Source organism: Candidatus Chlamydia sanziniae (assembly GCF_001653975.1).
Lineage (GTDB): Bacteria > Chlamydiota > Chlamydiia > Chlamydiales > Chlamydiaceae > Chlamydia > Chlamydia sanziniae.
Genome location: NZ_CP014639.1, coordinates 77,709 through 93,432 on the forward strand (window position 1 = coordinate 77,709; position 15,724 = coordinate 93,432).

Here is a 15,724-nt window from a genome sequence, read left to right on the forward strand (position 1 = left end):
TGCTACGGGGTCTTCCGAAGCTTTTAGCATGAACAAAGAAGATGCACGTTCTTCCTTAATGTATACGGGCTCTATAGTATTTTCTGGGGAGAAGCTCTCTGAAGAAGAAGCTAAAATCGCTGAGAATTTAGTTTCAACATTCAAGCAACCTGTGATGTTGGCTGCAGGAAGTCTAGTTCTTAAAGACGGAGTGACATTAATTACACACACGTTTACGCAGACCGCGGGTTCTGTTCTCGTTATGGACGCAGATACAACGTTAGTCGCTAATACCGAAGGGATAACTCTTACGAATTTAGGGATTTCTACGGATTCTCTGAATACTACGAAGGGAGTGAACATCAAGGCTACGGGTAAGGATAAAGGTGTCACGCTTACAGGTCCTCTTTTACTTTTGGATAGTTCGGGGAATTTTTATGAGCAACATAGTTTGCATCTTCCTCAAGAATATGCTTTGTTGAATGTGACTGTAGGTGAAGGAGGCTCTGTTGTTTATACCGAGGTTCCTCATGTTCCCGAAGAGAGTGCTCCAAAACATTACGGTTATCAGGGAAAATGGGAGATTCTTTGGACCCCAAACACTGGTACTGGAAATCCTACAACAGCAAAATTAGTTTGGACGAAGACGGGCTACCTTCCTAATCCTGAAAGACGCGGGCCTTTAGTTCCCAATAGTCTGTGGGGAGTTTTTTTTGATATGCGAGCTTTTCAAGACGTCATGGAGAGCACCAGCCAAGTTCTTCATGAAGGGAGAATTCTTTGGTCTTCAGGAATGGTGAGTGTTTTCCAAAGAAGGAAGCACTTCTGTACATAAAAGATACCGCCATGCCACTGTGGGGTATGCTGTAGGTGCAAGCACGCGCACCCCAGAAGAACACGGTTTTAGTTTTGCTTTTTGTCAACTTTTTGGTGGAGATAAAGATCCTGTAGTTGCGAGGAATCAGACTAAGTTCTATGGAGGAGCGCTATATTTTCAACACTTTGGTACATTGCAGGATTCTCCTTTTCTTTTCAGCGGACAACTCACTTATGGCCATACAAGTAACAAGATGAAAACACGCTATACCCTATACCCAGAAGCTCAAGGAAGTTGGGGAAATGATGCCTTTGGAGTGGAACTCTCTGGGACTACTATCCACATTCCGGGATACACACGCTGGTTTGCTACCTATGCGCCCTATCTAAAGCTACAACTTACCTACGCACACCAAGAAGATTTTAAAGAGACAGGAACAGAAGGTCGCACCTTTGAGAAGAGTGATCTTTTCAATCTTGCGCTCCCTATGGGTATGAAATTTGACAAAGCTTTAGCGGACAACAAGGTTGCTTATGGAATTTGTTTAGCGTATGTTCCTGATCTTGTTCGTGTCAATCCCACAAGCACTACAACACTTGTCACTAGTGGGTTTTTCTGGGAAACACCAGGAATACGCTTAGCGCGACAAGCCTTTCTTGCTCATGCGAGCAGTCACTACGCACCAAATCAAACTTTTGAGATCTCCAACCAATGTACCCTGGAATTGCGAAAATCCTCACAAAACTACAACATACATCTTAAAGGAAATCTATACTTCTAACTCATGTATATGCACAGTAAACTTCTTCCCCCAACTACAAGTAATTCTAAGGGGAACTCTACTAAAAATACGAAAACTCTGATCCTGAGGGTTACCTAGGTATTTTAGTTCCCAAAGACTTGGTATTGATCTTGATTTCTTTATTTTCTTTATTTATTTATTCAAATAGTTCCAGAAAAAACAACAAGCATATAAAATGAAACCTTCTTTTCATTGGTTTTTGATCTCTTCAACACTCGCATGTCTTTTAAACACGTGGTTAGTCGCAGATGACCCTCAGCTTAGTCCAACAAATAGTTATAACGGAACTCTCACTTCAGATGCTTTTGTAATTAAATCTACGAGTGACACTCAAGGCACTACCTACTCTCTAACCGGGAATGTTTCCTTTCTCTATCCTGGGAAAACAACTCCTTTAACAGATAGTTGTTTCAAGCAAACCGGAGGAGATTTAACTTTCATAGGGAATAACTATGCCCTACAGTTTGGCTTTGTTAATGCGGGAGCACATGCAAGTGTAGCTTCTACTAGTACAACGAATAAAGCACTGACATTCTCAGGATTTTCCTCACTTACTTTTGATCTTTCCCCCTCCGTTGGGGTAACCACAGGTCAAGGCACACTTTCTAGCACAGGTGCTATGGTGATAAAAAATACTGGAAACGTAATAGTCTCTGGGAATTTCTCTACAGAAGATGGTGGAGCAATTAAAGCAGACTCCTTCACTCTTAAAGAAACTGTAACTCGAGCAATTTTTACCAATAATACATCGTCAAAAAAGGGAGGGGCTATTGCTACAACAAATGGGGCTACAATATCATCTAATTTAGGGTCGGTAAGATTTACATCAAATTCAGCCCCAACTTCGGGTGGAGCTATAAATTGCGAAGCAAACTCTACATTGTTTGATAACAAAAATCTTTTTTTTGAAAATAATACAGCCCTAGGAACCTCAGGAATGGGTGGGGCAATTTCTTGTACAAAATCGGGAGCCACTCCTGTTTTATCTTTACATCACAACGAAAAAATTACTTTTATGAACAATAGAGCTTCAAGTGGTGGAGCTATTTATGCGAATAAGCTTACCTTTGCTTCTGGAGGCCCTACAGAGTTCTTACAAAATCATGCGTCAGGAGCTACACCTAAAGGTGGGGCAATCAGTATTGCAAGTTCTGGAGAGCTTAGTCTCTCTGCAGACAGAGGCGACATTATCTTTTCAAAGAATACAACTACTAAGACTAACTCAACAGCAACAAGAAATGCAATTCATATAGGAAGTAATGGAAAAATCACCCAATTGCGGGCAAGTACAGGCCATAAAATCGCTTTCTATGATCCCATTACAACAGAGGGCACTTCATCAGATGTATTAATTTTGAATCAACCTGAAAAAAGTCCGACCACTTACCATGGTACCCTACTTTTTTCTGGAGCTAATCTTACAACAGAAGAACAAACTGAAGCCAATCTAAAATCTTCTTTTACACAGCCTATTCGGTTAGCCGGAGGCAAACTTCTATTACAAGATGGTGTTATCTTAGAAGCTAAAAGCTTTTCACAAGATGAAAGCTCTTTATTAGGGGTGGATGCGGGAACAACGTTGCAAACAACAAGCGGAAACATTACCCTCAATGGTTTGGGAATCAATGTACATTCTTTACATATAAAGAAACCTGTAAAACTCGTAGCCAAAGGAAGTGGAAGCCAGGTCACCTTATCAGGACAGCTTAGTCTTATTGATCCTTTGGGGAATTTCTATGAAAACCATACCCTCAGCCAAGATCAGATATTTTCTCTTTTAGAAATTACTGTTGATGCGAGTGTAGATACTAACGTTATCACTACAGATCTGACGCCTACTCCGGAAAAAATTCCTAGTAAGGAATATGGATACCAAGGAACTTGGACTTTGGGATGGACAGAAGATACAGCTAAGAATACAAAAGAAGCCTCCATTACCTGGACAAAAACAGGATTTATCCCCAATCCTGAAAGAAAGGCTGCTTTAGTCTCCAATACTCTATGGGGAACATTTATAGATGCGCGTTCTTTTTTTCAACTCATGGAAATCAGTGCTGAAGGGATGGAACACCGTCAGGGATTCTGGGTCTCCGGACTCAGTAACTTCTTTTATAGAGATGATACGAAAGATAAGCAAGGATTCCGCCATATTTCTGCAGGCTATGCATTAGGAGGTAGTGCCCACACTCCAAAAGACGATTTATTCACTTTTGCCTTCTGCCAACTTTTGACAAGAGATAAAGATTACCTTGTAACTAAAAATCATGCAAAAACATATGCTGGAGCCTTTTTTTTCAAACATACCCTTACCCTAACGCCCCGAGATTACTTTAAATTAGGAAGATCTAAACTTCCCGCAGCAGCTACAGACACGCTTCCTAAGGAAATCCCCTTAGCTTTAGACATACAATGTTTTTTCAGCCATTCTGACAATTCTATGAAGACCCTCTACACAACTTTCCCCACTCCTATGGTTAGAGGTTCTTGGGGAAATGAATGTGTAGCTGGAGAAATTGGTACTAGCTTACCTATAACAATTTCTCATCCTATGCCTCTTTTTGAAGAGTTTACTCCCCTCCTCAAAGTCCAAATGGTTTACGTAAATCAAAATAAATTTTCAGAATCTACAGTAGAAGGACGTTCTTTCGATAGCGGAAAACTCCTAAACCTCTCCATTCCTGTAGGAATAAAATTTGCCAAACAAAATGTAGGAGATAAAAATTCTTACGACCTTTCCATCCTCTATGCTCCTGATGTATATCGTTATAATCCCCGCTCACGAGTTTCCTTAGTCTTTAGTGGAGATAGCTGGACGATACACGGTACAAATCTTGCGCGCCAAGCTGTCGTAATCCGCGCTGCCAATAATCATATATTCAACCCTTATTGCGAGCTCTTTGGCCATTACGCTTTAGAACTTCGAACCTCATCTCGCAATTACAACGTAGATCTAGGAGGAAAACTACGCTTCTAAAATTTCGTTATCTTCAAAAATGATGAAACTCTTCATAAAACGAAAGAAGGTCTCCCACTCTACTTAACGAGAAGGATCCGTTTTTTATTATTAGTTTCTTAACTAAGTAAATCATGATAAAGCATTTCCCTTGATTTCTTTCTTTAGCCTTCGCTAACATCTTCTTTTTTCACTTTACCAACACTTAGAGACTGTATGATTTCTTGGCGCTACTTACTTATATCATCTACTTTAGTCTTAACATTGCAAGCATCAGCAAATGTGATTTACCTTTCTGAACATGATAGCTATGATGAGACTACCAGCAATACAAATTTTACTCCCAAAACTACACTAGACGAAGGAGGAACTTCTTACATACTCAAAGAAGATGTGTACATCGCCAATTTGGGAGTAAAAAATAGCACTAAATCTCGTGTTTTTAATAACCATGCGGGGAATCTCACCTTCCTAGGCAATCACCATGTCTTAAAATTTGATAACCTCAAGACAACAGCTTTTGGTTCTGCTATCTGTAATAACATTGGAAATACTACCTTAACCTTATCAGACTTTTCAATTTTAGCATGCAATGCAGCCCCATCGTTTAATGAAGGATGCGGAGCTATTTACAGCCTTGGCTCTATTGTTATGCAAAACAATGATTCCATAAGCTTTACGAATACTAGAAATAAAATGAAGGGGGGTGCAATCCAAACTCCTTATCTTCTTGGTTCTACAGTAGACCACCCTACAGTTACTTTTTCCAATAATGGTCATATGATCTTTGAAAATAACACAACAGAAGAAGAGGGGGGTGCCATCTTTGCCCACAAACTCATCATTTCTGCAGGGGGTCCTACTATTTTCAAAAATAACCACGTCCATAGGAATGTGAATGCTAGAGGCGGTGCGATCTCCATCCCTCCAGGAGGAGAAATTTCCCTTTCCGCAGACCAGGGGGATATCATTTTTTTAGGTAATACCGTAATTTCTACATCTAAAGCTGTGAAAAACTCCATCCATCTTGATAGTTACGCTACCTTTACCCAACTCCGTGCCAAGGAAAAGTATGGGATTACATTCTATGATCCCATTACAAGCTCAGAGCACTCTTCCACTCCTACAAAGCTGATCATCATCAATGCTCCGGGTCTGGATGCACAAGCTTATAAAGGTCGCATTTGTTTTTCTGGAGGCCTGTTATCTGATGAAGAACGCACCCTAGATAACCTTACCTCAACACTCCCACAAAATGTACAATTAGCAGGAGGAGTTCTTGCTTTAGAAAATGATGCTATTCTAAAAATATCTTCCTTCACACAAAACGAAGACTCTAAATTATTTATGGATCGTGGAACAACATTACAATGTAAGGAGCATGTTACATTACAAAACCTCTGGATTAACTTGGGTAATCTTGAGAACAAAAAAACAGTAAAGATCACAACAGAGGGCACGCATACCAAGATCTTTTTAGCCAATCCCCTGGTCATTTACGATCCCACACAACTATGCTATGAAGATACAAAATTTAAAGATGAGTTTACCCTAGACACTTTGGAACTCTCGGGAGCCTCTTTAAATAATCTCACTATTGAAGATCAAGCTTTACGTACTGTCCTCGAGGAAGCTCCTCACCATGGTTACCAAGGAAACTGGTCTCTATCGTGGGAACACCAGCCTTCTTCTTCAGAAGCCTATGCGGCTCCCGCGATGGCAAGCAAAAAGGCACAGCTGAGTTGGTATCCTACGGGCTATAACCTCAACCCTGAACGTTTAGGTTCCTTAGTCCCTACGAGTTCATGGGATGCAACTCTAGATATGCGCGCTGTTCATCAGCTTATAGATACAAATGCTGACAGCCCGCGTCATGCTGCAGGGATCTGGGCTGCGAGTTTAGCTACTTATTTCCAACAACAAGGAGAAAATAAAGAGAAGCTATTTCGCCATGAAAGTTTTGGTGGGGCCTTCGGAGCCAATGCTTACTTCTGTTTAAATCATGTTTTAGGCGTTGCTTTTGGCCAACTTAAAGGACACGCTCAAGACTTTGCCGTAGCTAAGAACACCTTCACCACGAGGTTTGGTGTTGTCTATGCGCGTTTTAATAATCAATCTGGCTTGCCGCTTTTCTTATCTATACAAGCGGGATACAGCATGTTAACAAACGACCTAGCTACACGCTATACGTTTACAAATACGCAGAATAGCTCTTGGACAAATGTCTGCTTGTCTGGTGAAATTGCTATGGGGCTTCCCTTCACCATGCATAACAATTCTTCAGAATACAAAATTACACCCTTTGTGAAAGTCAACAGTATTTACGTAGACCAGCCAGCAGTGGAAGAGCAGGGTTCTGATGCCCGAGATTTTACAGGCACTACTTTAACAAATATTTGGGTACCTGTAGGATTCAAGTTAGAGAGGCACTCTACAATTTCTCCTAGCTCCGTACAGCTATCTGTAGCTTGGACCTCTGACGTCTATCGTAAGCAAGCAGCAAACCAAGTGACCTTGCATAGGAACAACATTTCGTGGAAAACACAAGCTACAGACTTTGATCACCAAGCTCTGGTTCTACAACTTTCCAATCATCATCCGCTTTTCTATAATATTGAGCTCTTCGAACAAGGCACTTGGGAGTTAGGATTACATTCCCAGTCCTATCATGCAGGTATTGGAGCTAAAATCCTCTTTTAATTCTCAACATTCTAGTTCTCTCTTCTCTCTTAGGGGAGAAGAGAGGGCTTTCTTCCTACCCATTTCCACTCGAGATGCGTGCTTATTTAAATGAATCTAATGGGAATACAGTTCTTAAAGATGTCCTAAAGTTTTCTTTATAAACACCATTGCTTTTTTACTTTTTTTCTTTTATTTGTAGAGCAATTCAGTTATTTCTTCACCCGAAAATGAAAATGTTTCTTCGCAAGTGCTTAACTTCTACGGCTTTAATCATGCCCTTTACCATGCAAGCTATCGAGATCTTTATGCCTTCGGGTAACTTTGATGGACTCCAAGGAAGTCTCTTCCCCTACACAACACTTGCCAATCCTGAGGGAACTACCGCCCGGTTCTCCGGGGATCTCTTTATTGCGAACGTTGACGATTCGATTTCAAGAACAGCTTCTAGCTGCTTTAGCAATACAAAAGGCGCCCTTACGGCAATTGGGAAAGGATCTACCCTATCTTTTACCAATATCCGCACTTCTACTAACGGTGCAGCAATCAGCAACCTAGTCACTGACTCTCCAGAAACTTATTCCCTAAGTTTTTTCGGTTTTAAGAGACTCATTTTCTCCAATTGTGAAGCGTTAACCTCAGACACAGCAACAGCAGGAAAAACATTAGTACATTCCTCTGCGATTTACTCTACAACGCCTACGATCTTCAAGAATAACTCTACTATCCTATTCCAACATAACCGTTCTGCAGGTAGTGGTAGTAGTATAAATGCTACTAGCATTACCCTACAGGGTACAGAACACTCTATCATTTTTAAGGCTAATGGTTCGATTACTTTTGGAGGAGTTCTAACAAGTACAGGACCGATTACCTTTACTAAGAATACAGCTCCTATTCTCTTTGACAGCAATGCTGCTGCGATTTATGGAGGAGCAATTTTCCTTGGAGTTCCTACAGCTTCTCTGACCTCGTTAGGAAATCGCCAGGGCTTGACATTCCTGAATAATAGTGCACGTACAGGAGGGGCGATATTCTCCTACGGGAATCTCACTTTCACAGACAATAATCAACTTATCTTCTGGAATAATACGGCGTCTCCAGAAAATTCTGTTCTCCCACTGCCTACTACAGTACCGCCAATTATCGCAGGATATGGAGGAGCGATTTACTGTACTGACCGGCCTACAAGAGAAAGTGAAGAAGCAGGAACAACTCCGCGAGTCACACTCAAAGGAGAACAGTATATTACTTTTAAAACAAATGTTTCTGCTTTAGAAGGAGGTGCTATCTATGGTAAAAAAATCTTCATACTATCTAATGGTCCGACAAATTTTACCAGAAACATTTCTGGTAAAGGAGCCGCTATTGCAATTGCTAGCTCTGGGGAGCTCTCCTTATCTGCAGACCAAGGCAACATCATTTTTAATGAAAATGTCACTGTAAAACAGGGTAGCTCCGTAACAGTAACGCGCAATGCCATACATTTCAATGAAAATGCAAAATTTGCTCTTTTAGGAGCAGGTACAGATCATGGTGTATTTTTCTATGACCCCATTACCTCTGCATCTCTTGCTTCTGGGACTACAGCTCCAAATCTTATTATCAACCCTAAGCCTGTAGGAAACGCTAACATTAACTATCAAGGGAGGATTGTTTTTTCAGGAGAGACACTCACCCCAGGCCAAATAGGAAATGCTGACAACTCTACATCTACACTGCATCAAAAAGTAACCTTACAGGGGGGAACTTTAGCCTTAAAAAAAGGCGCGACTCTTGCCGTACATACTTTGATACAAGAAGAGAATTCTACAATCATTATGGATGCGGGGACGACGTTAGCGACAACAGATGGGACCACGGACAAAAATACAGACGGCAATATTATCCTGACTAACCTAGTGATCAACTTACGTTCTCTGGATGCTACGAAAGTAGCACGCGTTGATGTGAGGAGCACAAGCGGTACTCTCACCCTGTCAGGGAGTCTAGGTCTTATAGATGACAAGGAAGACTTTTATGAAAACCATGGTCTTCTAAATCAAGAATCCCTTACGCTTCCTATCGTAGAGCTTAAAACCTCTACGGGGACATCGACTCTCTCTGACTTCTCACTCAATCCAGCAGGATACACAACTTCTCCTTATGGCTACCAAGGCTCTTGGAAACTTACCTGGGACGCCACGAATAAGAGAGTCATGGGAACATGGACTAAGGCAGGTTATATTCCTAGTCCTCGACGTTTAGCTCCTCTTGTGCCTAATAGCCTATGGGGAAATCTTGTTGATTTACGTGTTGTGAATCAGGTAGCAACAGCGGGAAGTGATGGCTTCTCTTATAGCAAGGGCTTTTGCCTTACAGGAATTTCCAACTTCTTCCATAGCGATCGTAGTGCGGAGGCTCGTGCCTATCGCCATATGAGTGGGGGGTACCTGATCACTGCAAATTCTCAAACAGTCTCTGATTCTATTTTTGGTATCGGATTTGGCCAGCTTTTTACAAAATCTAAAGATTACTTAATTGCCAATGCACAATCCAAGGTGTATTTCGGTACAGTATACTCTAGCTTCACCCAACCTCTTTGGTTTTCTACGGGGGTTTTCTCCTCGTTTTCCGCACGTATTAGCTATAGTCGAAGTAATGAGAATTTGAAAACACCCTACACAAATTTCACTAAAGGACGTGCCAGCTGGAGCAACAATTGCTGGCTTGGAGAGTTCGGGGGTAGCTTCCCTATAATTCTGTCTTCACCTCTCTTAAATCTCAAGCAGATTGTCCCCTTTATACAAGGTGAAGTTGCTTATGCCCACCATGGAAAATTCCAAGAAAAAGGAACTGAAGGACGGGTCTTTAATCCTGGTCGTCTCATCAATGTCGCTATTCCCTTAGGAATACGATTAGATAAGAATTCTCATCGTCGGCCTGATTTTTATAGCATAATGATAGCGTATGTTCCTGATGTGTATCGCCGAAATCCTAATTGCATGACCACCTTATCTATCAATGGTGCAGCCTGGACATCAGTAGCAACGAATCTGGCAAGGCATGCCCTGCGAATACAAGCATCCAGCCATACTTCAGTAAACAATAACATAGAGCTCTTTGGCCACGGAGGATGTGATATTCGCACTACCTCATGTCAATATACTCTAGATGTAGGAAGCAAACTACGGTTTTAAATCTCATTTAACGACAGGGTTGAGGCATGCCTCTTTCTTTTAAGTCTTCATCTTTTTATTTTTTTGCCTGTTTATGTGGCACGAGCTGGGCATCTGGTCCACAAACACTTTATGGGCAGCCGTTCTCCCCTCCTTTTTTTGATCAAGGGGAGGAACTCAAATTTCGCTCTGACTATATTTACTCGCAAATCTCAGGAATAGAATTTCCAACTTCCTTTTTGGGGAGCTCCGGGAATCTTTCTCTCTTAGGCAATGGCCACTCGTTATGTTTTTCTTTTTGTCAAGCTCCGATGACTTCTAGTACCCGAGCTCTACTTTCTGCTACGAAAACGTTGACGTTTACAAACTTTTCCACAATCACTATTCATGGAAGCCAAACTTCAGGTGAAGGAGGATTAATTCATGGAAGTAAAATTTCTTTTCGTTTCAATAAGAATCTAATTTTCACTAACAATAAATGCGCATACTCTCCTGCGTCTACTACGAGCACAGGCTCTCCGACAGTAACAACGGTAAATATAAGTTCCTCTGTAATCCAACCTACCGATGCATTAGAGATTACAGGAACCACAGGGAAAATTTCTTTCCTTAGCAATATAGCGAACTTCGGCTCTGCGATTGGCTGTTATCCCACTGCGAGTGTGATTATTTCCAACAACTCAGCCCCTATGGAGTTTGCTCATAATTTCAGTACTTGTGCTGGAGGAGTCCTACATTACGGAAGCTCAATCATCTTTAAAAACAACTCTGGAGATATTGTCTTTACAGGAAATTCTACAGCCAACAGTTTAAAAGGGATTACCCCGGGTCATGGCATGACATTTGCTCTAGGAGCGGGTGGGGCTATCTGTATTCCTACGGGATCCCTTATTTTTACGGGAAATACAGGGGCGTGTACGTTTAGTTATAATGCCACTGCAGATTCAGCGGGAGCGATTTACGCTCAGCAATGTGTTTTGGCGAATCGAGGTCCTTTTACATTCCATAGCAATACTGCGACAAAAAATGGAGGGGCTATCTGTGCTAAATCTCTCGATATTGACGCTTATGGGCCTATGGTATTTAAAAATAACAGGGCAGAAAAAGGCGGAGCTATTTACATTAGTCCTACTATAGGAGGAACAGATACAACATCAAAGCTACGTATTGCAGCCTCTCGGGGGGATGTGATCTTTACTGGGAACATGCTCAACACTAAACCAGGAATTCGCAATGCCATTACTGTAGATTCCGGCGATATTACAGATCTTTGTGCGACTAGCACCTCGCGGCTTATTTTCTATGATCCCATTACCCAAACCTTACCCTCAACCGGAGCGACTTCTAAACCCATTATCATTAATTCTGAGGGAAGCTTAGGATCTGTAATCTTTTCCTCGGAGAATCTTTCTACGGCAGAGTTGTTACTTCCTGGGAACAAAACAACAACCCTCCTAGGGAATGTGACTGTTGCTGGAGGAGAGTTACGCATTACACAAAACGCGATTGTCAAAGTTCTTCGGTTTACAGCTTCAGCAGGACAACTGACTTTGGGAACAGGGGCGACTCTAGAGCTAGGAACTCCTACTGGGGGAGCTACAACAAATAATATTACCATTGGGAAATTAGGATTTGATGTTGCTTCTTTCTTAGATTCTAATTTTGCTACAGCAGCTGTGAATGCTTCGGGAAAAACAGTGACTGTTTCAGGAGGGCTAACTCTTGTTTCTGATGACAATGATGAACTTTATGATATAACATTATTAAAAAATTCTTTAGCCATTCCTGTGGTTACATTTACTGGAACTACAGTAACCCATACAGATTTTCCCGATGGAGATATCTTCGCTTCAGACCATTACGGCTATCAAGGAAGATGGACGGCAACCTGGTTACGCCCTAATCTCGTTCCTGCTCCTGATGGAAGTCTTCCTGGGGGGACAACACCTCCGACAAATACCCTTTATGCATTGTGGACGACTTCCTCTCAAGATAAAGCTATGTATCTTTTTTCTCCTGAGCGTCGCGGCGAACTTGTCAGCAATACATTATGGATTTCCTTTTTAGCTAACCAAGCCTGTGCTGATGCTTTGCAAGAAACCCTCTTAACAGATTCCGAGGGTCTTTCTCTCAGAATAAAGGGACTGGGGGTCTATGCAAAACACAATAGCAAAAACAATCACGAAGGATTTGGAGGACGCTACGGAGGATACCAAGCCATTCTTTCTATGCATTATCCTGACAACACGACTCTAGGCGGTGCCTTTGGACAGCTTTATGGCACAACATACGCACACCCCTACGATTCTCATGATTCAGGACAAATTTCTATTTTGTCATTCTTTGGAAGATTTCCTCTAGTTACCCAACAATCTGAAACCCTGATTTCTTGGGAGGCGTGTTATGGCTACACCACGAACAATTTCACGACACAATACAAAACCTTAAGAAAAACTTCCACGGCGAAAGGACGCTGGCATAACAATAGTTACTCTGTGTTGATCTCTGCAGAGCATCCTTTCCTCCATTGGTGTCTTCTCACTAGAAATCTTGCACAAGCCTGGGGTCTCTCTGGATTTATCTCAGCAGAATTCCTTGGAGGTTGGCAACATGCATTCACAGAAAAAGGAGCTCTAGCTCGTCATTTTAGTCGTGGGCGGGGTTACAATGTTGCCTTGCCTTTTGGGTGTTCAGCACAATGGCAGTCACCATTTAAAAAGGCTCCTTCTTTACTCTCCCTGAAGGTTGCCTATAAGCCGGATATTCTTAGGGTGAATCCCCACAATGTTGTTACTATAGTTTCTAATCAGGAGAGTACTTCTATCTCTGGAGCAGCATTACGCCGCCATGGTATGTTTGTACAAATTCATGATATTGTAGATCTCTCCAAGCATACCAAAGCATTTATAGACTACACCTTAGAAGGCAGAAGAGGTTATACAAACAATCGCATTTCTCTAGGTTGGCACGGATCCTTTTAAACAGGAAATACTAAGATTCTGAGAAAGTACAGGCTACTCTGTAGTTGCCTTGTAATAGAATCCGCGTATCTTTAAGGATTCTCCCTCTTTTAGATATCCAAGGTATTCATGAGCTTAGGACTTGAAGCTTTCTGTATTTTAGGTTTTATGAACTCAAGCTTTTTAAAAGTCCTCACTGTCTGGTGAGTAGCATCTAAAATAGGAGTAAAGCTCTTTTCTGAAGCCATTTTTGTACATAAACTGCTGAAAATCTTTGGGAAGCCGCAGGTAGGATAACGTGATTTGAATGTTACTCCGATGAAAAAATTAGAAAACCCTCACGATCTCTTTAGCATAGACACAAAGAAATTTTGGAGAGCCTCCTCCAAATCTTTGAAGTCCACTACAAACTTATAACTTGACATAGCTATATGAGTGGAAAGTGTTTTATTTTCATAACTATCAATATACTGAGTGATGCTATCCAAGCATGGCTCTCCTAAAGCCTTCTGCTCCATAACGATAAGTTCAGGATGACGGCTTGTCCAAATTGCCTGGCGCACGGCGGTATCTAAGACATAACTAAAATCTTTACAAGCAACGGCGGTTTCACAGAACGTGCGGCACGCTTTATGAAGATTTGGATTCTTCAGTTGTGGTAGGAGCCGAATCAATTTTTTATTTTCATGGGCAATTGTATCAAAGAAGCGTTCGAGATCAGAAGATATCCTACTTGCAAATATCGCTTGTTCCTCTTGCCAGCAGTGTTTATGCTCTAAAGTCTCATAGACAAAAAGCTTACATCCCGCTGCCATAGATTCAAAAGCGCTATTATCTCCAGTGGCTAACATTCTATCCGAGGCGAGCTGTAAATTTCTCACATCACTTCCATCAAGTGTGGATGTTAGGATCAAAGTATAGGCCCGTCCTTTTGTTTCATTCAACACAACACGTTCTTTTACCTCAATGCTTTGATCACAACAATGGATAACATTAAGATGGGAATACCCTCTATTTGCCATAAGGAGACACTTACGCTCGTTAAATACCGTTTGATCGTGCTCTGTCATTCGTATCCCCGTTTCCACTTTGTGATTACAAACGACAACAACATCTTTTTCGGTTTCATCAAGCATAACAATATCTATAAATAAACGGCGTAGACTCAAACCGTAGGAATCTCCGTAGTTTATGGAAACAGAACGCAAGACGGTAGGATCCTTCTTCTCGTAGTCTATAAATGCGGCAAGAAGAAGCTTTCTTAAGTTCACGTGTTTTATATCCACAAGATAGGAGGGGCAGCAGTGTCCTTCAGAAAGAGGGGCTTCTGCTCTTTCTGCATCTATGAGAATGCCTGTCCCTTGAGAAAAACCGAGGGAGATGCTGGGTGTAAGATCGCCCATCCCATAAGTAAGAAAGCGGTAGAGAGCTGTATGTCCTTCTAGACTCGCAGCCACTAAAGCGTTAAGATAAACATCGTCATCACGATAGAGGTTCATTAATCCCGCTTCTCCAATATCAATACAGGGCACGTTGTGAGAGAGAGCGAATATCTTGTTTAACTCCGATTTGTGGTACCCCTGATTCTTAGATTGAATGTTAACAATCAAGTCAGGGACGAGAGTATTTGTACTCGTGGTCCCATCGTATATTAAGTCCAGGTCAACATAACGTATACTAGGCATTATTTGAGAAAGTACATGATCATAAAAAGATAGAGGAGTCTCACTAGCTTTAAAATAAATTACAATATCGGCTTGAGGATAATGCACATGCAAGAGATTCGCAATGCGAATCGCAGTGGTAATATCTTCGCTCCCTATGCTGATCCTACAGGTGACATATATTGCCCCAATGTTAGGCTTAGGAGTTACAGCATAAGCTCCGAGAACTCCAAGTCGGATGGGAGCAAAAAAAACAGACAAATCGGAGAGTTGCTGATCTTTGAGAAGGTTCACCTCATACACAACTCCATGATCTATACGTTCCACTTTAGGGAGGATACCATGGATTTTTCCTTGATCTTCAAAAGCAAGGGAACCTCGAGAGTTGTGAAGCATCTGAGCTACGATTTGAGAACGTCTCTGGCAGGGAAACCATGTGGCCTTCTCTGCTTGCATGATATCAGAGACGAAGCGTGGTTTTGTTAGTGACCGTGTTTTGAAATCGGAAACCATCTTTTCAAGACATACATAAAGAGGTCCAAGAACAGGGAAACTTTTGATCACACCCAAAGCAAAGTTGGAAATACGTGAGCATAACGACATGTTCGTATCGAATGCTTTGTGAAAATGTTCTCTAACGACTCCAAACCAGTAGGAAAAATATATGCCCACTTATGTAATTAAATTAGTTTAACAAAAATTCTGATCAATT

7 protein-coding genes are annotated in these 15,724 nt (G+C 41.5%); 6 read left to right on the top strand and 1 reads right to left on the bottom strand.

Going from position 1 to position 15,724, the window contains the following annotated elements; translation table 11 throughout:
* Positions 1 to 28 precede the first annotated feature (28 nt).
* The 6 genes from Cs308_RS04930 to Cs308_RS00340 all read left to right on the top strand — a co-directional run bounded on the left by Cs308_RS04930 (position 29) and on the right by Cs308_RS00340 (position 13,369).
* Positions 29 to 814, top strand: coding sequence for a polymorphic outer membrane protein middle domain-containing protein (locus Cs308_RS04930; RefSeq protein WP_082904985.1), 786 nt, complete (start codon positions 29 to 31; stop codon positions 812 to 814).
* A complete protein-coding gene (locus tag Cs308_RS04935) occupies positions 780 to 1,577 on the top strand; it encodes an autotransporter outer membrane beta-barrel domain-containing protein (protein ID WP_082904986.1) in 798 nt (265 codons plus the stop codon). Before Cs308_RS04930 ends, Cs308_RS04935 begins: the two co-directional genes overlap by 35 nt.
* A gap of 196 nt (positions 1,578 to 1,773) precedes the next feature.
* Positions 1,774 to 4,572: a polymorphic outer membrane protein middle domain-containing protein gene (locus Cs308_RS00325; RefSeq protein WP_066481262.1), complete on the top strand. Its 2,799-nt coding sequence runs from the start codon at positions 1,774 to 1,776 to the stop codon at positions 4,570 to 4,572.
* A 195-nt stretch (positions 4,573 to 4,767) separates the two neighbouring features.
* On the top strand, positions 4,768 to 7,251 hold the full coding sequence (locus Cs308_RS00330; protein ID WP_066481264.1) for an autotransporter domain-containing protein: 2,484 nt from the start codon (positions 4,768 to 4,770) through the stop codon (positions 7,249 to 7,251).
* Positions 7,252 to 7,460: 209 nt separating this feature from the next.
* Positions 7,461 to 10,409 (top strand): polymorphic outer membrane protein middle domain-containing protein, encoded by a 2,949-nt coding sequence (locus Cs308_RS00335; RefSeq protein WP_066483291.1) that lies wholly within the window; start codon positions 7,461 to 7,463, stop codon positions 10,407 to 10,409.
* A gap of 26 nt (positions 10,410 to 10,435) precedes the next feature.
* Complete coding sequence (locus Cs308_RS00340; RefSeq protein ID WP_066481269.1) at positions 10,436 to 13,369, top strand: polymorphic outer membrane protein middle domain-containing protein; 2,934 nt, start codon at positions 10,436 to 10,438, stop codon at positions 13,367 to 13,369.
* A 317-nt stretch (positions 13,370 to 13,686) separates the two neighbouring features.
* Here Cs308_RS00340 and Cs308_RS00345 read toward each other — a convergent pair whose 3' ends face one another.
* Positions 13,687 to 15,684, bottom strand: a complete 1,998-nt coding sequence (locus tag Cs308_RS00345) for a DUF562 domain-containing protein (RefSeq protein ID WP_255362665.1) — start codon at positions 15,682 to 15,684, stop codon at positions 13,687 to 13,689.
* Between the last annotated feature and the right edge of the window lie 40 nt (positions 15,685 to 15,724).